Raw genomic sequence first — 23,865 nt, forward strand, 5'->3', positions numbered from 1 at the left:
CGGACCTCTGTGGTCTTCATGCGCGTAGCCGGATTTATCGAACTTCTTTGATAGCTTAGAATAAAAACCGCGGTGCTGCGGCGCAATACATATCGAGGCGGCGCATTGCCACACGGTCTATCGTATTGAACTCACAAAGGCTTTCGAGGCTCACGCGAACGTGAATCGGATGGAACCGGCACACATTTAGTTAACGGCAGCCATTCGATAGTGGCTCACGCCCCCATTCGCTTTCATCCGCATAGACAAACAAGCCTGCGGTCGCAGAAAGAACCAGCGCCAGGGCCGCATCCATATGCGGTGTTGCGTCCATGGACCGGACGCAGGATGCGTTCGATCTCGTCGCGATGGCGATCGAAGTTGTCGGGCCAGTCATTCGCTATACGTGCGTAGTGCGTGCCGCTCCAGCGGCACTCCTTCTCCACAGAGAAGATATTTGCATATTGCCGGATGAGATGATGGCTGGGCATCACGTCGCCGGTGAAGACCTGCACGAAGAAGCGGCCGTGCGGCGCCAGCCATAACCGCACGCGTGCCATCAACTCGCGCCGGTTCATCATATGCTCGAACATCTCGATCAGTGTCGGGAAGAGCCATTGCCAGATTTCAGCGCTGCCCCCGAAACCGGCCATAGCACACTGCATGCGCCGACAACGCCGAGCGAGAAGGTCCAGATCGTATCGGCCAAGCCGGAGTTGCCGGAGCGCTGCTGCGCCACCCAGGCACGTGACATCAGAACCGAGAGCGAGACCGCAATTGTCACCAGCGCTTGCAAGTATAGAAGCGCCATGCAGAGCCCGTAAACGGCTCAACAAAAAGGTTTTTTCTAAATACGCGGCAGATCGAGCCGGGTTTCAACTGGAAGTTCCCGGTGACATCGCTGATTCCGGCGGTATCCGATCTTTTTTTGTCGCGGGGCTGTGCCATATTGCGCGTCGAACCTTTCCTCGCATGCAGATGATCAGCACATGGCGCCTGGCTCCTCCTCCCGCTCCGCGATGGAAATCGAACTGACCAAGCTCTCATCGCCCCGGATCTTCCTGGTCCGAATGCTGGTGTTTCTGGTGCTCTGCGGTCTGATCATGACCGTGCTCTACAAGCAGATCGTTCTCGCTTTCTTCGCCAATCCCGGGCTCAACGCGCTGATCGGCGCGGTATTGGCGATCGGCATTATCCTGTCGTTCCGGCAGGTCATTCGGCTCTATCCGGAAGTCTCGTGGGTCAACAGCTTTCGGATTTCCGATCCTGGCCTAGCGCTCGACCGACGCCCGACCCTGCTGGCGCCGATGGCTGCGATCCTTGGCGGCGAGCGTACCGGCCGTATGACCATCTCGCAGCAGACCATGCGGCATCTGCTCGATCTCGATCGCGACGCGCCTCGACGAATCCCGCGACATCTCGCGCTATATGACCGGCCTCCTCGTCTTTCTCGGGCTGCTCGGCACCTTCTGGGGCCTGATCGAGACCGTTGGCTCCGTCGGCAAGGTGATCGAAGGCCTCAAGGTCGGCGGCGATGCCGGCTCGCTGTTCGACACGCTGAAGGAAGGCCTCGCCGCGCCGCTCGCCGGCATGGGCATCTCGTTCTCGTCATCGCTGTTCGGCCTCGCCGGCTCGCTGATCCTCGGCTTCCTCGACCTGCAATCCAGCCAGGCGCAAAACCGGTTCTATACAGATCTGGAAGACTGGCTCGCTTCCACCGTAAAGGAATATTCCGGCGAGACAGCCCCCGTTACCTCATCCGGCACCCCGGCCGAGTTGCAGGATGCCATCGAGCGACTGCGCCGCTCGATCGAGGACGGCAACAACAACCGCAGCACCACGACCGCCATGGCCAATCTCGCCGATGCAATCCAGAGTCTCGTCGCGCATATGCGCAGCGAGCAGGAGATGATCCGCGAATGGGCCGATGGTCAGGGCGAGCAGAGCCGCGAGATCAAGAAGCTGCTGGAACACATCGCTCGCCAACCTGAGAAGAACTGATCGATGGCATTGGCACGCAATCGCCGCGGCTCTTCCGAATTCAACTACTGGCCGGGCTTCGTCGATGCGCTGTCGACGCTGGTGCTCGCGATCGTCTTCCTGCTGTCGATCTTCCTCGTCGTGCAATTCTATCTGTCACAGGAAGTCACCGGCAAGGACAAGGCGCTGGAGCAGCTCACCGCCAAGCTGGCTCAGCTGAACGATCTGCTGTCGCTGGAGAAGCTCGGCAAGCTCAATCTCGACGAACAGCTATCGCAGATGCGCGCCGGGCTGTCCGCCGCGGAATCGGAGCGCGACCGGATCAAGGGCCTGTATGACGGCCTCGCCGGTGCCGGCTCCGATGCGGCAGGCCGCAACACTGAACTCAACAAGGCGCTGGATTCCGAGAAGCAGCTCTCCGCCCGTGCGCTGGCGCAGGTCGAGGTGCTGAACCAGCAGATCTCCGCGCTGCGCCGCCAGCTCGCGGCACTCGAAGAAGCGCTGGAAGCGTCCGAGAAACGAGACAAGGAATCGCAGGGCCGCATCGTCGATCTTGGCCAGCGCCTCAACGTCGCACTCGCGCAGCGCGTTCAGGAGCTGTCGCGCTATCGCTCCGAATTCTTCGGACGCCTGCGCGCCATTCTCGGCAACCGGCCGGACATTCGGGTGGCGGGCGACCGTTTCGTGTTTCAGTCGGAAGTGTTCTTCGACGCTGGTCAGGCATTATTGTTGCCGGAAGGCCGCGCCGAACTCGACAAGGTCGCTAGCGCGCTGATCGAGCTGGACAAGCAGATTCCATCCGAGATCGCCTGGGTGATGCGTGTCGACGGGCATACCGACTCGCGGCCGATCCTCAACAGCCCCCTGTTCAAGTCGAACTGGGAACTGTCATCGGCGCGTGCGATTTCGGTCGTGCAATATCTGATCTCGCTCGGCGTGCCCGCGCAGCGCCTCGTCGCCGCCGGCTTCGCCGAAAACCAGCCGCTGGATACGGCACAGACCGAAGAAGCGTACAAGCGCAACCGCCGCATCGAACTCAAGCTCACCGAGCGCTGAGGACATGCCCGAGCCATTCGAGTTGCGCCCCTATCGCGAGAGCGATGAAGACGCGTCCATCACTTTGTGGCTAGAGACATGGCGGCGGGCCTATCCGTCGATTAATTTCGACGCCCGCGTAGACTGGTGGCGCAACCGATGGCGCACCGAACTGGTACCCATAGCGCAGATCGTGGTTGCAGAGTGGGAGGGCGCGCTGGTCGGCTTCGTCACCATCGACGGCACGGGTTATCTCGATCAGTTGGTGGTCAGCCCCGCTCAATGGGGATCCGATGTCAGCCGCGCGCTGGTCGATGAAACCAAACGACTATCACCCACCGGCGTGACGCTGAAGGTCAATGCCGACAATATCCGCGCAATCAAATTCTATATACGCAACGGCTTCGTCAAAACGGGCGATGAAGTGAATACGTCAGGCCGTTCCGTCGACCTGATGGAATGGAAGCCTTGATCGGAGCCGTTGCTCTGGCTCACACCCCGAACTGCAACCTTGCCAGCCTTGCATAAAGCCCGTTCGCGGCAACCAGCGACGCGTGGGTGCCCTGCTCGACGATGCGGCCATGATCCATGACGAGGATGCGATCGCAGGACAGGACGGTGGCGAGCCGATGGGCGATCACCAGCGTGGTGCGGTGCTTCATCAGCTCTTCCAGTGCGGTCTGCACCAGCGTCTCGGATTCGGCATCGAGTGCAGACGTTGCTTCATCGAGCAGCAGCAAAGGTGCGTCGCGCAGGATGGCGCGTGCAATCGCAATGCGCTGACGCTGGCCGCCCGAGAGCGTGACGCCCCGTTCGCCGAGTTGCGCCTCGAATCCATCAGGCAGGCGGCGGATGAATTCGGTGGCATGCGCCAGTGATGCCGCGTGCTCGACTTCAGCGTCCGTCGCATCGGGACGACCGAAGCGGATGTTCTCGCGGGCGGTTGTTGCAAACACGACAGAGTCTTGCGGCACCAATGCGATGCGCTTGCGCAGTTCGCGCGGATCGGCGTCGCGGATCGGCACGCCATCGACCGAAATGGCGCCGCCCTTGGGATCGTAAAAGCGCAGCAGCAGATGAAAGAGCGTGCTCTTGCCGGCGCCGGACGGGCCGACGATGGCGACCTTTTCGCCAGCCTTCACCGACAGCGATACGCCAGCCGCCGACAGGATGTCCGGCCGGGTCGGATAGGCAAAGGAGACGTTGTCGAACACGACGTCGCCGCGCGCGGGCTGCGGCAATGCCTGCGGCGATGCCGGGGCCACCACGGCGGATTTGACGTTCAGAATTTCGAACAGGCGCTCGGCCGCGCCCGACGCCGCCGAGATTTCGCCCCAGACTTCGCTGAGCTGGCCGAGGCTGGACGCGGCAAAGGCCGCATAGAGCACGAACTGGCCGAGCCGTCCCGGTGTCAGTGCGCCCGTCAACACATCATGCGAGCCGACCCAGAGAATGCCCACGACACTGGAGAACACGATAAAGATGATAACCGCGGTCAGCACAGCGCGCGCACGGGTCGAGCCACGTGCGGCGTCATAGGCCTGCTCGACCTCCTTGCCGAAGCGCGCATTCGCCAACTGCTCGTTGGTATAGGCCTGCACGGTACGGATCGAACCCACGAGTTCGCCGGCATAGGCCGAGGCTTCCGCCAGCGTATCCTGCGCGTTGCGCGACAGACGCCGCACCCAGCGCCCGAAGGCTACCAGCGGGATCACGATCAGCGGGATCGCCGCGAGCACGAAGCCGGAGAGCTTCGGGCTAGAAACGACCATCATGGCGGCGGCGCCGAGAAACAGCACGAGGTTGCGCAACGCGATGGATACGGACGCGCCGACCGCTGACTTGATCTGCGTAGTATCGGCCGTGAGCCGCGACACCAGTTCGCCGGAGCGCGACGTATCGAAGAACGACGGCGACAGCGCGGTGAGATGCTGGAACACATCGCGGCGCAGATCGGCGACGATGCGCTCGCCGATGGTCATGACGAGGTAGTAACGGGCCGCGCTGGCCAGCGCGAGCACGACCACCACAGCGATCATGACGCTGAAATAGTTGTTGATCATCGCGATGCCTTCGGGGCTGAAGCCGAAGTCGATCATCCGCCGTGCCGCCACAGGCACGACGAGCGTGGTCAAAGCCGCGATGGTCAATGACACCAGCGCCAGCAGGGCCCGGCCGCGATACCGCGCCACATAGGGCGCCAACGCCAGGAGCGGCCGCAATTTGGCTCGGCTGGGTTGTACCTGAGGCTCCACAACGGTATCCGCCAGCGACGGCTCCGGAAGCACCGGGTCGGGCTGCGGAAGCGTCGGCTTGGCCGCGCGGGGGATCTCAAGCCGTTCGACTGCACTCATGATTTATAACCGTTCTTGTCGTTGCCCTGAGATAGGCCGGAGCGGGCCCCGAGGCAAATGACCTAGGTCAATTGCCTGGGCAATGATCCACGACGGGAGTCCTTGTCTCCCGCACGTTCCTGCGATATAGAGCGGCCAAATCCGCCATCGAAATCCCAGAGATTCAGGCGCCGGCGCGCCGAAGGAACCGTCATGAAAGCCGAAATTCACCCGGATTATCATAACATTACGGTCGTTATGACCGATGGTACGGAGTATCAGACCCGTTCCACGTGGGGCAAGGAAGGCGACAAGCTGAACCTCGACATCGATCCGAGGTCGCACCCAGCCTGGACCGGTGGCACCACCCAGCTTCTTGACCGCGGAGGCCGCGTGTCGCGCTTCCAGAAGAAGTTCTCGGGCTTCCTCAAGAAGGAAGATTGATCTTCACAAGGAAGATCGGCCTTTCAGGCTCATCCGATTGCCTTTCAAAACGCCTCTGCAGCCAGCAGGGGCGTTTTTCGTTGCTGGCCGACATTGCCACGGCGGTACCTTAAAACCGCCTCCGTTGCCCTCCCAATAAGGTGCGCCACATCACCTTGCGCGGGGGCGCAACGAGACCATGCCGACCAAGACCGGGCACCACCGCAAGAAGCCGCGCCAGGCGCGCTCCGTTGCGACCGTGGGAATCATTCTGGACGCCGCTGCCCTCGTGCTTGTGGATGAAGGATACGACCGGGCCACCACGAACCGGATTGCGGAGCGCGCCGGGGTCAGCATCGGATCGCTCTATCAGTATTTTCCAAACCGGGACGCGCTGTTCGGGGCCCTCCATGGCCGGACGGAAGCCCAAATGTCCGAAAATATCTGGCAGACCATTTCAGGATTCGAAGGGCTGGATCTGCGTGGGTTCGTCCGTTCCGGTCTGAACACCGCGATCGGCCAGCATGCCCGCGTGCTGCCGCTGCTGAAGGTCTTGATGGAAACCGCCTCCGGCCGCCCCCCTGTTCAATGGCCATTCGACCGCTTCCCGCAGCGGCAAGGGCTTTTGCGCGGCATGTTCGACAGCCATGCCGATGAATTACGCCCTGACTTCAATCGCGAAGCCGGAAGTTTCTTCATTCCGAGAATGGTCGGCTCGGCGCTCGATGCGGCGATCGCATTCCGTCCAGACGCCTTCGCCAATGGGGAGCTGGAACAGGAGCTGGATACGATGCTGTCATACTATCTGATCGGCGAGCGCTAGAAACACGAGCTAGCGTGCGCCGTATTGGCACGCTGTGCTATCGTACGAGCTATCGCACGCCGACATCGAACGAATAAGCGACGCCAAGGCCATAGGTGACCTGATTGGTCGACCCGCGGAATTTCACCAACGGACTGTCGGCGATGCTGCCGAGCAGCTTGTCATATTCGACATAGCCGCGCACTTCCCATTGCGGATCGAGCTTGTAGCGCAATTGCGCGCCCGCGCCGACCGAACTCGAGCCGCCCTTGGCGTCGTAGACTGGCAAACCTGACGCAAGCGCCTCGATATTGTTGACGCTGAAGTAAGTCTCCGCATATTTCGCATCCGTCACCCGGTAGCGCGGGCCAGCAGCAAAGGTCATCCGCTCGTTGAGCGGCACAATCACGTCGGCCGAGAAATCCGCGACGATGCCTTCGTGGCCACCGAGACCGCGGCGCAGTTCGGAGCGTAGGCGCAGCCAGTCGAAGGCGTAATATTCGGCGAAACCACCGAGTTCGACCGCGAAATCAACGTCCCTCAGACCGCGCAGCTCACTGTGATCGGCGGCCTTGCGCGCTGCTTTATAGTTGCCGACCGGACCGGCGCGAAAGCCACCGACATCGATCAGAGCGAAGCTCGCATTGTCGCGCATGCTCTTGAAGCGCGCCGGCGTCCCCGCCCGTCGGATCGAGATGATCGGCTTTGGCGCAAGTTCGGAGCTTCCCGCGCCTTCATAGGATGGCTGCATCTCGCCGCCGATCCCGACGGTCACGGTCCAGCCACCGGAGGCCGACGGCACGAAGGGCACCGATGGCAGCATCACCCCCGGATCAGCCGCGGCCGCAGCCGCCGGAAACGCCAATACACCGATGATACCGAACAGACGAGGAGACAAAGACATCAGATTCCTACTTGGATCGGCGCGGATTTTCGTGTGGCCGCGCTTCAATGCCACACCGCTGCGATTGCCTCGTGCGACATGGAGTCACCGCAGCAATGCGAAGATAGCCGGCGCGACCTGTCTTCAAAACTCGCATTGCTCTCGGGCCAACGCTCTGGCTTCCTGTCGGGAAACCCTATGGCAGCAGTACTTTGCGGAAGATGAAGCCATTCGGGCAGTGGCATCGCTCACATTTCGGAGCAGCATGACAGTGATATCTGAACGAACGGATCGTCGCCGTCTGCGGCATCGCGCCGCACCGTTCGCAGCATCTCCGGCGGGCTTATGCCTTCGCTGGGACGTCGCCTCTCCGCGGGATGAACCGCTGCGTGATCCAGTTGCGCCCGGGCATCTCAATGAAGCGATAGCTGACTTCCGCGAGCGCCCAGATGATGGCGAAACAGACCAGCGACGCGGCGATATAGACAGCCTCGGTCTGGCCTAAATGCCGCCAGGTCCTGATAGCGAAACTGACGAACAGCGGATGGATCAGATAGATCGAATACGAGATGATGCCAAGCCGGTAGACCAGCGCGTTGCCGAACAGCAGTTGCGCCATCCGGCCATCACGCGAGAGCACCGCGACCAGCGGGATGTACAGCAGATACATCAAGCGATCGCTGGCATCGGCGAGACCGACCGCGATGATGACGAGCGGCAGCGCGACCACCAAAATGTCCTGCACGCCCGCCGACAGTCGATCGACCACATCCCCAAAGCGAAAGATCGCGAGGCCCAGCGTGAAGCCTCCCACCGCGCGCAGCAGCGGATAGAGCGAATTGCCGTTGACGACATCGAGCGGCCCACCCGAACCGCGGCCGCTGATGCTGACGGCATAGATGCCGAGCAACGCCACGATCACCGCGAGACCCGCGATCCACTTGCTGCCGCGCTGAGTTAAGGGCATCAGGATCGGCAGCAGCAGATAGGAGCCCATTTCGGCGCTCGCCGCCCAGGCCACGCCGATGATCGGGAAAATGTAGAGACCCCAGCCGGTCATCATCAGCAGGTTGCCGGTCCAGTCCCAGGCCGAATACATCTCCAGCTTCTCGCCGGACAGACCGGCTGCGATCTTGGCGACATAGAACAGCCCGATGATGAAATAGGCTGGGTACAGCCGCGCGACCCGTTTCAGCATGAAGGTTGCGAACGCCTTTCCGGTCAGATGCAGGAACGCGTCGCGATAGGTCAGCGCCATCACGTAGCCTGACAGCATGAAGAACAGGTCGACCAGCAGATAGCCGTAGGGAATGCGGAAGAACGAGCCGGTGCCGCCGGTTGCGAGCTGCACGTCACCGAAATGATACACGACGATGACAGCGGCGGCGACGCCGCGCACGCCGGTCAATGCCCTGATATCGTCTGCCATCGCCAATGCCCCCGCTTCAACCGCCTCATGTTTAGCGCATGAGCCGCGAGCGAGGAACAGCGTTCAGGGAATGCGAGGGACGCGCGATCAGCGCTCGAATGCGGCCTTCAGGCGATTGAGCTGCGGCACCAGCGGATTGCCGATCGGGGCGTGCGTGGTGGTCGCGGCGTGGATCGAAACGTCGAGCCGACGAACCTTGGTCTGCAGCACCATCGAACGCGCGATCAGTATCTGCAGCTGCTCCGGCAGCTTGAGCAGCATTTCTTCCGGACTCGGATCGGCGGCGCTGAGCTTGACCTTGGTCTTTTCACGATTGGCCTGGGTCAGCGTCATCTCGCCTTCCTTCACCGCACGGTGCAGCAGCAGCCATGAGGCAAGCTGCATGAGGCGGGTGGTGAGGCGCATGCTTTCGGTGGCGTAAGTCAGGCTGACGGAGCGATCCAGTGCCTTGGCCTCGCTACGGCCGACGCCGTCGAGATAGGCTGCGGTCTCTTCGACCAGATCCATCCCCTCGCGAAACAAGGCGCCGAAGGCAGCAGAATTGGTCAGCCGCTCGCTGAACTGAACGAGAGCGGGTTCGCTGTGCAAACGATCCGACATAGTTAACGCCTCACGCAAATGGTTTCGCAGCCAGCTCTGAACGGCGGGCTTATGATGAACAAATCATTACGCGTGCGTGCGTGAGAGTCCAGCGGCGTAAAATTAAAGAAGTATTTATGGTTTCCAACGCGATTGAACGATCGCGGACGCCCCAAAAGAAGACATGAGTACCAAAAAAAGAGCCGCCGTTTCCGGCGGCTTTAAAGTTGATAACAGGGAGGCGTCAAACAGAGTGGACAGGAGCCACTCGGTGTCCAAACAAGGACAATTTAAGTAATATGCGAGAAAGCTTAATTGCGCGTAAATGCGCGGGCTTTCTTCACGATCCGTTTGCCATGCTAAGCGTCGCAATATGTCTCGGAATGAGACAATGTCGGGATCGTGATTGAAGGAAGCGTCGGCGGTATTTTGCAGGCCTCTCGTCCGTCATTGCGAGCGGAGCGAAACAATCCGGTCTTTCTTCGCGTATGGCTTCCGGATTGCCACGTCGGTTCGCTAAAAGGAAAGCTGCAGGGCAGCTTTCCTTGACCTCTCAATGACGGCAGAAGCCGGAAAGCGCCGTTCAATAGCCCGTCACGACTTGAAAAAGCGATCCGCCGCATCGCGCGTCGCGCGCTTCAAGGTCATGCTCGATTGCAGCCGCGTGATCTCACCATTGAGCAGCGCGATCCGATCGGCGAGTTCTTCCACTGATAGCAGCGAGAGGTCCTGCCCGATCTCGTGGCTGAGCTTCTTTTTCGGTTTGTCGTCGTCGTCGATCGCCATTTGGGGACCTCCCCGTCTCAAATTCGAATATGCACCGGATGTTGCCAGCATTGATCCGGCTGTTTAATCAGATGGCCAGCCGACATCCCGCACGCCGCAAGGACAAATCATGGAAAAGCTGCCCACGCAAATGACCGTCGTTGGTATCAGCAAACCGGGCGGCCCCGAGGTGCTGATTCCCGAAACGCGCCTCGTTCCGAAGCCGGGTCCCGGCGAAATCCTGGTGAAGGTCGCAGCCGCCGGCGTCAATCGTCCGGACGTCGCACAGCGCTCTGGCGCCTATCCGCCGCCGCCCGGCGCCAGCGATCTGCCCGGCCTCGAAATCTCCGGTGAAGTCGTCGCCCTCGGCGAAGGCGCCACCAAACACAAGCTCGGTGACAAGGTGATGTCGCTGGTCGCCGGCGGCGGCTACGCGCAATATTGCATCGCCCAGGATGCGCAGGCGATGACGGTCCCCGAAGGCTTCTCGATGACCGAGGCCGGCGCCACCGCCGAAACCCTGATGACCGTCTGGCACAACGTGTTCGAACGTGGCGGCTTGCAGCCCGGCGAGACCGTGCTGATCCATGGCGGCTCCTCGGGCATCGGCACCATGGCGATCCAGCTCGCCAAGGCGCTAGGTTCCAAGGTGATCGTCACCGTCGGCTCGCAGGACAAGGTCGATGCCTGCCTCAAGCTCGGCGCCGATCACGCCATCAACTACAAGACCGAGGACTTCGTCGAACGCGTCAAGGAAATCACCAAGACCGGCGTCGAGCTGATCCTCGATATGGTGGGCGCGGATTATGTGGAGAAAAACTTCGATGCCGCCGCCGTCGATGGGCGCATCGTGCAGATTGCGGTGCTGAACGGCCCGAAAGCCACCATCAACGCTGCCAAGATCATGGTGAAGCGGCTGCACTATACCGGCTCGACTCTGCGGCCCCGCACCAATGCCGACAAGGCCGCCATGGTCAGGGCGATCGAGGCCAATGTCCTGCCGCTGCTCAAGGCCGGCAAGGTTAAGCCCCTGATGGACAGCACTTTCCCGCTGGAAAAGGCTGCAGACGCGCACAAACGCATGGAAACCAGCGCACATATTGGCAAAATTGTGTTGGTCGTTTAGGGCTGGAGAACAGCCGGAAACCCTTTGATTTATCTCGCTTTCATGTCATTTATCGCGCGTCGGGAAATGGCCCTGCTTCTGCGTGACGCAGGGTCGATGTTTTGTTGATCGCGGAGAATGACATTGCGTTTGATCAGGTGGCTCGCGCCGCTCGCGCTCGGCCTGATGACTGTTGTTGCCGCAGCACCGGCACAGGCTGTTGACGCTGTCAGCGTCCGCGGTGACGCGCCCGCGATCGATCTCACCGGCATCCTCGAATATCAACATAGCGACACCGATCGCATCCAGGTCTCCACCGCACCCGGCACCGACGGCATCGTTCGCCGCATCGAGGTGCGTGGCCGCGAAGCCGGTCAGAACTGGGTGGTGTTCGCGCTCGCCAACAACACCGACGACCAGCTCGATCGTCTGATCGTCGCACCGCATTATCGCATCGTGTCGTCGGGCCTCTTGTGGCCCGATCTTGGCCTGTCGCGCATTGCGACCATCACACCGTCGACCGGCGACCGTCCGGAACGTCAGGACTCGGCCACCGCCGATATCTTCCGCGTCACCCTCGACCCCGGCGCCGTCATCACCTTCGTCGCCGAACTGCGCACCAACAAGCTGCCGCAGCTCTATCTGTGGGAGCCGGAAGCCTACAAGGACAAGGTCAACTCCTTCACACTGTACCAAGGCATCGTCATCGGCATCTCCGGCCTGCTGGCGCTGGTGCTGACGATCCTGTTCGTCGTGAAGGGCAGCATCATGTTCCCGGCCGCCGCGGCACTGGCCTGGGCTGTGCTGGTCTATATCGGTGTCGACTTCGGCTTCTGGGGCAAGGTGCTCGACATGTCCCAAGGCGCCGAGCGCGTCTGGCGCGCCTCGGGGGAAGCGATCCTGGCGGCGACGCTGCTGGTGTTCCTGTTTGCTTATCTCAATCTCAGTCGATGGCATGTCCGCTACTCGCACATCACGCTGGGCTGGCTGGCTTTCCTTGGCTCTCTCGTAGGTCTGGCGCTGTTCGATCCTGCGGTCGCCTCGGGCATCGCGCGCATCTCGCTGGTGCTCATCGCCTTCGCCGGCTTTGCGCTGATCGTCTATCTCTCCACCCATGGCTTCGACCGCGCGGTGTTGCTGATTCCGACCTGGTTCCTGCTTGTGGTCTGGGTCGTTGCCGCTGGCATGACCGTCGCCGGCAGCGTCACTAATGACATCGTCGGGCCCGCGCTGCTCGGCGGGCTCGTGCTGATCGTGATGCTGATCGGCTTCACGGTCATGCAGCATGCTTTCGCAGGTGGCGGCGCCACCAATGGCATCGTGTCGGACGTCGAGCGCCGCGCGCTGGCGCTGACCGGCTCCGGCGATCTGATCTGGGACTGGGACGTCTCGGCCGACAAGGTGTTCACCAGCCCTGAGACCGAAGCGCTCCTCGGCCTCAAACGCGGCACGCTGGAAGGCCCTGCCGCAAGCTGGCTCGAAGTGCTCCACCCGCTCGATCAGGACCGCTTCCGGGCGGCGCTGGACAGCGTGCTCGACCAGCGTCGCGGCCGCCTCGTGCAGGACTTCCGCCTGCGCACGCCCGACGGTCACTTCATGTGGTTCGCGCTGAAAGCACGCCCGGTAGTTGGCTCCGACGGCGAAGTGTCACGCGTGGTCGGCACCCTCACCGACGTCACCGAGATCAAGAACGCCGAAGAACGCATGCTGCACGACTCGGTGCACGACAATCTCACCGGCCTGCCGAACCGCAAGCTGTTCATCGACCGCCTCAACGCCGTGGCGAATTTCTCCAAGACCGTGCCCACGATGCGGCCGACCATCATGGTGATCGACCTCGATCGCTTCAAACAGGTCAACGATTCCGTCGGCATCGCCGTCGGCGACTCGATCCTTCTGACGCTGGCCCGTCGCCTCACCCGCATCCTGAAGCCGCAAGACACGCTGGCCCGCCTCGCCGGCGACCAGTTCGGCCTGATCCTGATGTCCGAGCAGGACGCCGCCAAGATCACCGCCTTCGCCGAAACCATCCGCAAGACCATCCGCGCACCGATTGCCTTCAACGACCGCGAGATCTTCCTGACCGCATCGATCGGCTTGGCGCTTTCTGACCCCGCGGTGCCCCTCACCGACGAGCTCATCAAGGACGCCGAGCTTGCGATGTATCACTCCAAGCGCATCGGCGGCGACCGCATCGACGTCTACAAACCGGCCATGCGCGCCCGCAAAACAGATCGCCTGACGCTCGAATCCGAACTGCGGCGCGCCATTGAGCGCCAGGAAATCACCATCCTGTACCAGCCCATCGTTCGGCTGGAAGATCGCTCCATCGCCGGCTTCGAAGCGCTGGCGCGTTGGGATCACCCGAAGCTCGGCCGCATGTCGCCGTCGGAATTCATCGCCATCGCCGAAGAGATCGGCCTGATCATCGATCTCGGCATGTTCGTGATGGATCAGACCGCACGCCAGCTCGCGATCTGGCAGCGCGCGATGCGCTCGCGCGAGCCGATCTTCGCCAGCGTCAACGTCTCCTCGCGGCAGCTGCTGCGCCACGACCTCCTGCATGACATCCGCACCGTGCTGTCACGCTCTTCAGTCGCTCGTGGCACGCTGAAGCTCGAGCTCACGGAATCGCTGGTGATGGAAAATCCGGAACATGCAGCGCAGATGCTGCACCGGATCCGCGAACTCGGTACGGGTCTTTCGCTCGACGATTTCGGTACCGGCCACTCATCGCTATCCTATCTGCAGCGCTTCCCGTTCGACACGCTGAAGATCGACCAGTCCTTCGTCCGCACCACCGCGCGCGGCACCCGCCCGGTGATCCTCAAATCCATCATCGCGATGGCCCACGATCTCGGCATGGACGTCGTCGCCGAAGGCGTCGAGACAGATTCGGATGCGGTGGAGATGTATCAGCTCGGCTGCGAATACGCCCAGGCTTTGCCTTTGGCGAGCCGATGGATGCGGATGCGGCGATGCGCATGCTGACGGAAGAGCGATTGGAAGCGGCGAGCTGACTCGAGCCGGATACCACTCGTAAACCATACCTGCGCAGCTGCGACCTCTTGCCCTCTGCAAGGAGAGATTGCGCGATTCGCATTTAGCAATTCGGCAAGATTCACGTGGTAGGCAAACACCATATTCATTTGTGGTTGCATCGCTCATCGTGACGTCAATTTCCACCCATGAACTGCCATTTCTGGCGGACGCCGCGGTTGCGGCCCCACGTCCCCATGACCGGCTTCGGCTGTTTTTGGTCGTGGCGGGCGCGATGGCGATCGGCGCGGTCTATGCCGGATGGGCCGGCGAGGACGCCAATTGGGATTGGCAGAATTATCACGAATACAACGTCTGGGCATTGCTCAATGGCCGTTACGATCACGATGTAATCCCACCGGGCTTCCAGACCCACTTCAACCCGATCATCTACTTCCCCTGGTACTATCTCCGTCACGCGCTGCCGCCGGTTATTGCCGGGATGACCATGGGCGCGGTGCATGGGCTCAATCTCGCGCTGGTCTACTGGCTGTCACGGATCGTGCTCGGGCACGCAGCCAATACGATGACGGTTGTCGCTGCATTGTTGCTGGCTGCGCTGGGGCCGATGACGCTGTCAGAAGTCGGCACCAGTTTTTCCGACATTCTCACTGCGATCCCGATTATCGCCGGGCTAGCGCTGATGCTGGCTGCCGATGAGCCACGACCGATACGTTACATCGTCGCAGGACTTCTGGTCGGCCTCGCGCTCGGCTTCAAACTCACCAACATCGTCTTCGCAATTGGTCTGGCAGGCGCCGCACTTGCCGCGGCACGCCCTCTGATGGCCGTAACCTGCCTCGCCATCGGCGGCGCGATCGGCACGATCATGACGGGCGGCGTCTGGAGCCTGATGCTGTGGCGTGAATTCGGCAATCCGTTCTTCCCGCTGTTGAATAGTCTGTTTCCCTCGCCGGAGATGCGAGAAATTACGCTGCTCGATCGCCAATTCATTCCGAAGGGAATTCTGGATGGCCTAGCCTATCCATTTCATTGGCTCGTCGGAAATTTCCGCAGCTCAGAGCTACCGTTTCGCGACGCACGCTTTGCGATGCTATGCGTGTTGCTTCCGATCGCCTTCATTGCTCAAATAAAGTATGCGCGCGCTATTTTTTCGCGGCGTGACTTGCAACTCCTGATCTTCTTTGTCACGTCTTATGCGGTCTGGCTGATCTTGTTCTCGATCCAGCGCTATGCCGTCGCACTGGAATTGCTGACCGGGCCACTAATCGTGTTGTTGCTGGTACGCATTGTCACGGCATTTCGCTCGACCATCCCCACGCATCCTGTCAACCAACACGCAAGCCGCTCGATCTTCATCATTGCAGCGATCACCGCTGCATGGTCGCAGCCAACCGACTGGTGGCGACGACCATGGTCAAATCCCTACGCGCCAATGATTTCCTCGCGGCTTTCGCAACCCGCGACCTATCTGTTACTCGACAAGCCGCTGGCTTTCGTTGCACCACTCCTGCCTGCTGGATCCCGCTTCTACACGATTGCCGATCTCGCTTTGCCGATCCTGCCTGCCGGCAAATACGACAATCGCATCCGAGCGGGTTTGAAGGAGCCATTGCCCGGCGGCATGTGGGAGATGCACATCAAAGGTCGGCCGTTCCGCGCAGAAGCACTGGCTGCCTATGACCTGATGATCGATGCGACGCAGCCCTGCGTGGAGATCGAAGGTGCCCAACTGGGCTCCACCAACGTGGCGTGTCCGTTGCGCTCCACCGGCTCCTGACGTCAGGCGTGCCCGGCCTCGGCCGACAACATCCCCGGGGCGATCCCGATCTTCTGCAGCGCGCGAAGATACTTCTCCTCGACATCACCGCCGAAGATGAGATCCTCATCAGCCGCGCAATGCAGCCAGCCGTTGCCCTGGATTTCGTCTTCCAGCTGGCCCGGCGCCCAGCCGGCATAGCCCAGCGCGAGAATCGCGTGCTTGGGTCCACCGCCATTGGCGATGGCGCGCAGGATATCCACGGTCGCCGTGAGGCAGACGCCATCGTCGATCGGCAGCGTCGCATCCTTAATGAAGAAATCGCTGGAATGCAGCACGAAACCGCGGCCCGTCTCGACCGGGCCACCCTTCAGCACTTTCATGCTTTCGGCGCTTTCCGGGAGCTTGATGCTGTCGGACTTTTCAATGATGTCCAGTTGAACCAGCAATTCGGGAAAATCGATGCTCCCTGCAGGCCGATTGACGATGATGCCCATGGCACCTTCCGACGAATGCGCGCAGACGTAAATCACCGAACGGGCAAAGCGCTCGTCTTCCATCACAGGCATGGCGATCAGCAACTGCCCGTCGAGGTAGTTGCCTGTGTCGCCGGCGCTGGATTTCGCGCGGCTTTTCCGCGGGCGCTTGCGAGTGGGTTCCATCAGCAAACCGCTCTCATTTCGTTGCCTATCCTGATATTGGGTCTGGGTTCTGTCAATCAGCCTTCCGCAACGCATACGAAAACCGGATCACAAGCAGTTCAATAGCTTAAGACAGGTTTGGCTTTATGACAGGCCCACCCTGTAAGGACGCCCGATGACCGCATCTGTTCCACATCACATTGTCGCTGTCTGCGCCGCGGGCCTGCTCCTCACCTGCAGCGCGCAGGCAGAGGACACCTCACCTTGGCAGATAGACAGTCATTCGCAGATCAGGCTTGTGGCAGGCTCGCGTAGCGGGCCGGTGATGCTGGGGGGTATCGCGATCCAGCTGCAGCCCGGCTGGCATACCTATTGGCGGAACCCCGGTGATTCCGGGGTGCCGCCCCGCTTCGATTTCTCCAAATCGGAGAACCTGGATACCGTCACCATCCTGTGGCCCGCGCCGAAAAAATTCGAGGATGGCGCCGGCGGCCTGTCGCTGGGCTATGTGAAACAGGTGGTGCTGCCGATGCGGGTGATCGCCAAGGACCCCGGCAAGCCAGTGATTCTCCGTGCGGCAATCAATTACGCGGTCTGCGACAAGCTATGCATTCCGGTCGACGCCAATGCCGAACTCGCTTTTACCAGCGTGGCCAGCACTGAAGACGGCGCGCTCACCGCGGCGCTCGATACCGTGCCGAAGCCGGCGACCATGGGCGACGCCGGTCCGCTGACGGTGCGCGACCTCAAGCGCGAGGGCAAGAATGTGTTCGTCGACGTCGTTGCGCCAGAGGGCAGCGAACCCAACCTGTTCGTCGAGGGCCCGACGCCGGAATGGGCGCTGCCCATCCCCAAACTCGAGGCCAAGAACCCGCCGGGCGTGAAGCGCTTCAGCTTCGAACTCGATGGCGTGCCGCCCGGTGCCACGACCGACGGCGCCGCGCTGAAACTGACGCTGGTCGGCAGCGACCGGGCGTATGAGTTCAACGTCAACCTGCCCTGATACCACTCGCGTTTAGCCTGTTGCGCGCAACCGCACATCTCCGTCCAACCGGATGTTAACGACTGCTTGCTACGCCAGACCACCGCCGCGCGCCTGCGGCTGAGGACCTTGTCGTGGCCGTGATGGACGCAAACTCCGCACCCGCAACCGCGCCCACCGGCCTCAAGGCCAGGCTGCGCGCGCTGTTCACCGGCTCAGGCGAAGCCTCGCTGACACGCCGCCTAGCTGGCACCATCTTCCTCATTCGTGTGATTTCCGCCGGTCTCGCTTATTTCGCGCAGATCCTGCTGGCGCGCTGGATGGGCACGTCGGATTACGGCATCTATGTCTATGTCTGGACCTGGGTACTGTTGCTCGGCTCGATGATGGATTTCGGTATCGCCGCTTCAGCCCAGAAGATCATTCCGGAATATCGCGCCAGCGGCGACCACGCACGGCTGCGCGGCTTTCTATCCGGCAGCCGCTGGATGACCGGCATCGTCTCGGTGATCGTCTCGCTGCTGCTCGCCGGCCTCGTCAAACTCATCTCGCCCTGGATCGACGCCGAGACCGTGGTGCCGCTCTATCTCGGCTGCCTGACACTACCGGCCTTTGTCGTTGCCAACACGCAGGATGGCATCGCGCGCTCGCATGACTGGATGCGCCTCGGCCTGATGCCGCAATTCATCATCCGCCAGGCGCTCATCATCGGCTTCACCGCCGGCGCCTTCGCGCTGGGCTTTAAGCTTGGTGCGACCATCGCGATGCTGGCCAGCGTCGCGGCCGTCTGGGTCGCGATGGTCGGCCAGATGATCGTGCTCAATCGCCGGCTTGCGGCGCATATCGAACCCGGCCCGAAAGCCTATGACTATCGCGGCTGGCTCGCAGTGTCGTTGCCGATCCTGCTGGTTGAGAGCTTCTATCTGCTGCTGTCCTACACCGATGTGCTGGTGCTGCAGCAGTTCGTCTCATCTGACGAAGTCGGTGTGTATTTCGCTGTCGTGAAGACCCTGGCGCTGGTGTCGTTCATTCACTATGCAATGTCAGCCACGACGGCGCATCGCTTCACTGAATATCACGCCGCTGGCGATAAAGACCGCCTCGCCGCCTATGTAACGCATGCCATCAAGTGGACGTTCTGGCCGTCGCTCGCGGCGACGCTGATCCTGCTCGCTTTGGGCAAGCCGCTGCTCTGGCTGTTCGGTCCGCAATTCATGGGCGGTTACGACATCATGTTCATCGCAGCCATCGGCCTCGTGGTGCGGGCCGCAATCGGTCCGGTCGAGCGGCTGCTCAACATGCTCGGCCACCAGCACATTTGCGCCGTCGCCTACGCGTCGGCCTTCGTCATGAATCTGGTGCTGTGCCTCGTGCTCGTGCCGAAATTCGGTGGCCACGGTGCGGCAGCAGCAACCTCGATCGCGCTGACATTCGAGACGATCTTGTTGTTCTGGATTGTGCGGCAGCGCCTCGGGCTGCACGTGCTCGCCTTCGGGAAGCGCGCCGCCTGACAACCTCCCCCTGCAAGGCAGGAGGAGGTCAGGAAGCAAATTTACTCTGCCGTCCAGCCACCATCGATCGACAGGTTTGTTCCAGTGATCTGCGCGGCATCATCACCGCACAGGAACAGGGCCAATGCCGCAACCTGTTCGGAGGTCACAAATTCCTTGGTCGGCTGGGCTTCGAGCAGGACGTCGTTGATGACCTGCTCTTTGGTCAGTCCGCGCGCCTTCATGGTGTCGGGGATCTGTTTCTCAACCAGCGGCGTCCAGACATAGCCGGGTGAGATACAGTTGCAGGTGATCTTGTGGGTCGCGACTTCCAGCGCAACGGTCTTGGTCAGGCCGGCAATGCCGTGCTTGGCAGAGACATAAGCCGACTTGAACGGCGAGGCGACCAGTGAATGCGCCGAGGCGGTGTTGATGATGCGGCCCCAGCCGCGCTTTTTCATGCCGGGCACGGCGGCGCGGATGCCATGAAAGGCCGACGAGAGATTGATAGCGATGATTGCATCCCACTTCTCAATCGGGAATTCCTCGATCGGAGACACAAACTGGATGCCCGCATTGTTGACGAGAATATCGACCGATCCATAGGTCTTCTCGCCGAGCGCGATCATTTCGGCAATTTCAGCCGGCTTGGTCATGTCGGCTGGGGAATGGATCGCCTTCACCTTGAAATCGCTCTCGATCGCCGCGCGTTCCTTCTCGATGTCAGCAGGGGCGCCCATGCCGTTGATGACGATATTGGCGCCAGCGCTTGCGAAAGCGCGCGCATAAGCGAGGCCGATGCCGCTGGTCGATCCGGTGACGACGGCGGTCTTGCCTGTGAGATTAGCCATTACTTGCTCCTGTTGGACGTCAAATGCTGCGGGAGGTCATTGTAGTCGTCGGCGGTGAGCGCATGCGTCACCATCGATTCGTCGGATTGCGGCCGCTCGAACCAGTCCTTGTGGCGCATCGAGAGGAACACATCGCGCTCGCCGGCGCCCCAGTGCTCCACCATCCCGATGCGCGAGAAATTGTAGTCCTTCGACGACGACTCGTAATTCTTGCTCGTATAGATCAGATGCACCACCGTGACGGTATTTTCCTTCGCGGCTTCCGACAGCAGGGCCACTCCGGGATCCTGCTTCAGTTCTGCCGGCAATTTACCAATCAGATCACGCAGCGCCTTGCGGATGTTGTGGATCTTCTTGTTCTTGTCCGTATTCATGCGGGTACGGCTGGAATAGCGAATGTCCTTTTCGCGTTCCTGCGCTTCCAGGATCGATTGCGGCAATGGCCCGCGCGCGCTGAACAGATCTACCTGGAAGATCAGCAGATCGCTGGTGACGTCATCCAGCACGAAATCCAGCGGTGTGTTTGAGGCGATGCCGCCATCCCAGAAATGCTCGCCATCGATGACGATCGAGGGAAACCCCGGCGGCAACGCGCCGGAGGCCATGATGTGCTCGGGCTCGATCCTTTTGCGATCTTTCTTGAAGAGCATGTTGTCGAAATAAGTGAAATTGCCGGTGGTCACGCTCACGGCGCCAACGCTTAGCCGGGTCTTGCAATCGTTGAGACGGTCAAAGTCGACCAGCCGCTCCAACGTCGCCTTCAGCGGCGCGGTGTCGTAATAGCTCTGCGACTGCGGACTGCCGGGCGGCCACAGCGGTGCGGGCGGAATCCGCGGCACGAAAAAACCTGGCACGCCGAATGTAGCAATGACAGCGGCGCCTGCCTCGTAGAAATAAGAGCGTGCGCGGTCATCTGTCAGCATCGGGCTCCAAGGGACCGGCGATGCCGCCATCTCCCAGAATTCCTTGAGCTTGCCGATCCGCTTGTCGCGCTCATTGCCGGCGATGATCGCCGCGTTGATGGCACCGATGGAGATGCCAGCCACCCATTCCGGCTCGAAATCATGATGACATAGCGCCTCATAGGCGCCGGCCTGATAGGAGCCAAGCGCGCCGCCCCCTTGCAGCACCAGGACGCGCTTGGCTTCGGCGGGTTTGCTGGCAGCGCTGGATTGAGGCTGATCGGACATATCCATGAGACCACTCGATCCTGTCGGCGACGGGAACCATACCGTGGCGCCCCCTTGCGGCGGCGTCAATCATGGATGGTGCAGAGCACCATCACGCTTCGGCTATCTGGGAAGGCTTATTTGGAATCCGTCGACGCCAGGATCATGGTCCAGAACACCTTGTATTTGGTGTTGGGAGCATAGATCGCCGCGATGCCCAGTTTTGTGACACCGGACTTCAGCATATTGGCTCGGTGCGGCGGCGAGTCCCGCCAGCCAGAGAAAGCTTCAGCCATGGTGTGATAGCCGGCCGAGACGTTCTCGACCGCCAGGGTCGCCGGATAACCGCCGGCATTCAGACGCTTAGCCAGCGGCGCCTTGACGTCGTGATCGAGCTTGTTTCGTTTCGCCATGGCGGTGGACTGGTCTTCCGCCAGCGCCATCAATGCGGGATCGACCACTACCGGACCGAGGCCATTGTTCTGCCGATACAGCGAGATCATCGAGGCTGCGGCCACCGGATCGAGCTTGGCGCCGCCATTGGCCATGCTGAGATACATGGTGGGCTGGTCCGGCACCGTATCGACGGTCCCCGCGCACCCTGCCAGCAACAGAAATCCCAGACTGGCCAGAGCCACCCGCTTCATCGGCAATCCCCCCAAATCAAGGGGCCGTTGTTGCACACCAACCGTGGCTGAAAGGTGAACGGACGGGATTTTAGAAAGCGCCAGTCACTCCTGCCCGGCAAAGATCCGGTAGCGCCGCGGCTGCAGGCTGATCGCATCGCCCGTGGTGAGCGGACGGTCGCGCGGGGCATCGATCTCCACCAGCGTATCATCGCCGGACAACGCGATGTCGGCGCGCTGGATCGGGCCGAAGGTGCGGACGCGGCGCACGGTGCCTTCGAGGGCTCCCTCGCCGAGCGGACCGATCTGCATGTCGTGACGACGAATAAACAATTTCGACGGGCCGCTTGCACTGCCCGCATCGATGTTGAGCGGGCGATGGCCGAGCTTCACCTGGCCGTCGCTTACATCGACCGGGAGCACGATCGACTCGCCTATGAATGAGTGCACGAAAGCCGTCGCCGGGTTATCGTAAACGTCGCCAGGCGTGCCGATCTGTTCGATCTTGCCCTTGTCCATCACCACGACGCGGTTGGCGACTTCGAGCGCCTCCTCCTGGTCATGCGTGACGAAGATCGAGGTGACGTGGATTTCCTCGTGCAACGTGCGCAGCCACTGCCGCAACTCCTTGCGGACCTTGGCATCGAGCGCACCGAACGGCTCGTCGAGCAGCAGAATGCGCGGCTCGATGGCGAGCGCGCGCGCCAGCGCGATACGCTGCCGCTGGCCGCCGGAGAGCTGGCTGGGATAGCGATTGGCGAGCCAGTCGAGCTGCACGAGATCGAGAAGTTCCTTCACCCGCGCGCGGATCTGCGCTTCGCTCTTGCGCACGGCGCGCGGCTGCACGCGCAGGCCGAAGGCCACATTCTCGAACACGCTCATATGGCGGAACAACGCATAGTGCTGGAACACGAAACCGACGTGGCGCTCGCCTGCGCCCCGTGCCAATGCGTTCTCGCCATCGAACGAGACTTCTCCGGAATCCGGCCAGTCGAGCCCTGCGATGATTCGCAGTAGTGAAGTCTTGCCGGAGCCGGACGGCCCGAGCAGCGCGAGCAACTCACCATCAGCAACCCTGAGGTCGACATTATCCAGCGCCTTGAAGGCACCGTACTGCTTTACGATATTCCGAACTTCAATCGTCACGGGGCAGCTGTCCTTCTTCGATCTGGCCTTCGAGGATGGTCTTTGCGATCAGCGTCAAGAGCGCCAGCAGAGCCAGCAGTGACGCGATCGCGAACGAAGCCACCAGTTGATATTCATTATACAGGATTTCCACCAGCAGCGGCATGGTGTTGGTCTCGCCACGAATGTGGCCCGACACCACCGAAACTGCGCCAAACTCACCCATGGCGCGCGCATTACACAACAGTACGCCGTAGAGCAGGCCCCATTTGATGTTGGGGAGCGTCACCACAATGAAGGTACGCCAACCACTCGCCCCCAGCGAGATCGCCGCCTCTTCCTCCTGCGACCCCTGCTCCTGCATCAGCGGGATCAATTCCCGGGCGACGAACGGGAAGGTGACGAAGGTGGTCGCCAGCACGATCGCCGGCACGGCAAACAGAATGTTGATGCCATGCGACATCAGCCATGGCCCAAAGAAACCCTGCGCACCAAACAGCAGCACGAATACCAGACCGGAGATAACGGGGCTGACCGAGAACGGCAGATCGATCAGGGTGACCAGCAAGGTCTTGCCCCTGAATTCGAATTTGGCCACCGCCCAAGCGGCGGCAACGCCGAATACCAGATTGAGGCTGACCGAGATCACTGCTGTGATCAGCGTCAGCCAGATGGCCGAGAGCGCCTCGGAATCTGCCAAGGCCGACAGATAGAACCCAACGCCCTTGGACAATGCCTCCGAGAATACCAAAATCAACGGCAGGACCACGAACACTGTCAGGAACATCACTGCGACACCGATAATGATGCCGCGCACGAGCCATGGCTCGGTATGCAGGTCCTGTCGTGCCACGGACTGGGCGCGCTCCACGGTGACTGGCGAATTGATAATTGTAATGGTCATGTCAG

Annotated in this window: 19 protein-coding genes and 3 pseudogenes; 10 read left to right on the forward strand and 12 right to left on the reverse strand. The window is 61.3% G+C overall.

Going from position 1 to position 23,865, the window contains the following annotated elements:
• Positions 1–186: 186 nt before the first annotated feature.
• Positions 187–485, reverse strand: a pseudogene (locus RSO67_RS30440) (class I SAM-dependent methyltransferase); the annotation flags it as partial.
• Between the two features lie 483 nt (positions 486–968).
• Between RSO67_RS30440 and RSO67_RS09445 the strand changes: the two are divergent.
• The 3 genes and pseudogenes from RSO67_RS09445 (at position 969) to RSO67_RS09455 (ending at position 3,466) form a co-directional block, all read left to right on the forward strand.
• Positions 969–1,980 (forward strand): annotated as a pseudogene (locus tag RSO67_RS09445) (flagellar motor protein MotA).
• Between the two features lie 3 nt (positions 1,981–1,983).
• Entirely contained in the window at positions 1,984–3,015 is a 1,032-nt protein-coding gene (locus RSO67_RS09450) for a peptidoglycan -binding protein (RefSeq protein ID WP_315843273.1), read from the forward strand.
• Positions 3,016–3,019: 4 nt separating this feature from the next.
• Positions 3,020–3,466 (forward strand): GNAT family N-acetyltransferase, encoded by a 447-nt coding sequence (locus RSO67_RS09455; protein ID WP_315843274.1) that lies wholly within the window; start codon positions 3,020–3,022, stop codon positions 3,464–3,466.
• A 19-nt stretch (positions 3,467–3,485) separates the two neighbouring features.
• Here the strand turns inward: RSO67_RS09455 and RSO67_RS09460 are convergent, their stop codons facing one another.
• Complete coding sequence (locus tag RSO67_RS09460; RefSeq protein WP_315843275.1) at positions 3,486–5,348, reverse strand: ABC transporter ATP-binding protein/permease; 1,863 nt, start codon at positions 5,346–5,348, stop codon at positions 3,486–3,488.
• 192 nt (positions 5,349–5,540) lie between these two features.
• Between RSO67_RS09460 and rpmE the strand changes: the two genes are divergently transcribed.
• Together rpmE and RSO67_RS09470 are read left to right on the forward strand one after the other, a co-directional pair.
• Complete coding sequence (rpmE, locus tag RSO67_RS09465; protein WP_089265403.1) at positions 5,541–5,771, forward strand: 50S ribosomal protein L31; 231 nt, start codon at positions 5,541–5,543, stop codon at positions 5,769–5,771.
• Between the two features lie 178 nt (positions 5,772–5,949).
• Complete coding sequence (locus RSO67_RS09470) at positions 5,950–6,573, forward strand: helix-turn-helix domain-containing protein (RefSeq protein WP_315843276.1); 624 nt, start codon at positions 5,950–5,952, stop codon at positions 6,571–6,573.
• Between the two features lie 49 nt (positions 6,574–6,622).
• Here RSO67_RS09470 and RSO67_RS09475 read toward each other — a convergent pair whose 3' ends face one another.
• From RSO67_RS09475 to RSO67_RS09490, 4 genes are all read right to left on the reverse strand, one after another.
• Complete coding sequence (locus RSO67_RS09475) at positions 6,623–7,456, reverse strand: MipA/OmpV family protein (RefSeq protein WP_315843277.1); 834 nt, start codon at positions 7,454–7,456, stop codon at positions 6,623–6,625.
• A 322-nt stretch (positions 7,457–7,778) separates the two neighbouring features.
• Positions 7,779–8,864, reverse strand: a complete 1,086-nt coding sequence (locus RSO67_RS09480; protein WP_315843278.1) for an acyltransferase — start codon at positions 8,862–8,864, stop codon at positions 7,779–7,781.
• 87 nt (positions 8,865–8,951) lie between these two features.
• Entirely contained in the window at positions 8,952–9,464 is a 513-nt protein-coding gene (locus RSO67_RS09485; RefSeq protein WP_068735127.1) for a DUF1465 family protein, read from the reverse strand.
• Between the two features lie 573 nt (positions 9,465–10,037).
• Complete coding sequence (locus RSO67_RS09490) at positions 10,038–10,229, reverse strand: DUF1192 domain-containing protein (RefSeq protein ID WP_315843279.1); 192 nt, start codon at positions 10,227–10,229, stop codon at positions 10,038–10,040.
• A 109-nt stretch (positions 10,230–10,338) separates the two neighbouring features.
• On the opposite strand from RSO67_RS09490, the gene RSO67_RS09495 reads away from it, so the two are divergent.
• The 3 genes and pseudogenes from RSO67_RS09495 to RSO67_RS09505 all read left to right on the forward strand — a co-directional run bounded on the left by RSO67_RS09495 (position 10,339) and on the right by RSO67_RS09505 (position 16,093).
• Positions 10,339–11,334, forward strand: a complete 996-nt coding sequence (locus RSO67_RS09495; protein ID WP_315843280.1) for an NAD(P)H-quinone oxidoreductase — start codon at positions 10,339–10,341, stop codon at positions 11,332–11,334.
• Positions 11,335–11,457: 123 nt separating this feature from the next.
• A pseudogene (locus tag RSO67_RS09500) lies at positions 11,458–14,333 on the forward strand (EAL domain-containing protein).
• 149 nt (positions 14,334–14,482) lie between these two features.
• Complete coding sequence (locus RSO67_RS09505; RefSeq protein ID WP_315843281.1) at positions 14,483–16,093, forward strand: glycosyltransferase 87 family protein; 1,611 nt, start codon at positions 14,483–14,485, stop codon at positions 16,091–16,093.
• Between the two features lie 2 nt (positions 16,094–16,095).
• On the opposite strand, the gene RSO67_RS09510 is transcribed toward RSO67_RS09505, so the two are convergent.
• Positions 16,096–16,734 (reverse strand): YqgE/AlgH family protein, encoded by a 639-nt coding sequence (locus RSO67_RS09510; RefSeq protein WP_068735119.1) that lies wholly within the window; start codon positions 16,732–16,734, stop codon positions 16,096–16,098.
• A gap of 154 nt (positions 16,735–16,888) precedes the next feature.
• On the opposite strand from RSO67_RS09510, the gene RSO67_RS09515 reads away from it, so the two are divergent.
• Together RSO67_RS09515 and RSO67_RS09520 are read left to right on the forward strand one after the other, a co-directional pair.
• Entirely contained in the window at positions 16,889–17,716 is an 828-nt protein-coding gene (locus RSO67_RS09515; RefSeq protein ID WP_315843282.1) for a protein-disulfide reductase DsbD domain-containing protein, read from the forward strand.
• Between the two features lie 113 nt (positions 17,717–17,829).
• The gene (locus RSO67_RS09520) at positions 17,830–19,206 is read left to right on the forward strand and encodes a flippase (RefSeq protein WP_315843283.1); all 1,377 of its coding nucleotides are present in this window, start codon (positions 17,830–17,832) and stop codon (positions 19,204–19,206) included.
• Positions 19,207–19,247: 41 nt separating this feature from the next.
• On the opposite strand, the gene RSO67_RS09525 is transcribed toward RSO67_RS09520, so the two are convergent.
• From RSO67_RS09525 to cysW, 5 genes are all read right to left on the reverse strand, one after another.
• Positions 19,248–20,036: a 3-hydroxybutyrate dehydrogenase gene (locus tag RSO67_RS09525; RefSeq protein ID WP_089265413.1), complete on the reverse strand. Its 789-nt coding sequence runs from the start codon at positions 20,034–20,036 to the stop codon at positions 19,248–19,250.
• Positions 20,036–21,232, reverse strand: coding sequence for a DUF3734 domain-containing protein (locus RSO67_RS09530; RefSeq protein WP_315843284.1), 1,197 nt, complete (start codon positions 21,230–21,232; stop codon positions 20,036–20,038). Before RSO67_RS09530 ends, RSO67_RS09525 begins: the two co-directional genes overlap by 1 nt.
• Before the next feature lie 110 nt (positions 21,233–21,342).
• Positions 21,343–21,852, reverse strand: coding sequence for a CAP domain-containing protein (locus tag RSO67_RS09535; RefSeq protein WP_231079717.1), 510 nt, complete (start codon positions 21,850–21,852; stop codon positions 21,343–21,345).
• 84 nt (positions 21,853–21,936) lie between these two features.
• Positions 21,937–22,977 carry a sulfate/molybdate ABC transporter ATP-binding protein gene (locus RSO67_RS09540; RefSeq protein WP_116662616.1) on the reverse strand — a complete coding sequence of 347 codons (1,041 nt, stop codon included), beginning with the start codon at positions 22,975–22,977 and terminating at the stop codon, positions 21,937–21,939.
• Entirely contained in the window at positions 22,967–23,860 is an 894-nt protein-coding gene (gene cysW, locus RSO67_RS09545) for a sulfate ABC transporter permease subunit CysW (RefSeq protein ID WP_089265417.1), read from the reverse strand. Before cysW ends, RSO67_RS09540 begins: the two co-directional genes overlap by 11 nt.
• Positions 23,861–23,865 lie beyond the last annotated feature (5 nt).

It is taken from the genome of Tardiphaga sp. 709 (genome assembly GCF_032401055.1).
Lineage (GTDB): Bacteria > Pseudomonadota > Alphaproteobacteria > Rhizobiales > Xanthobacteraceae > Tardiphaga.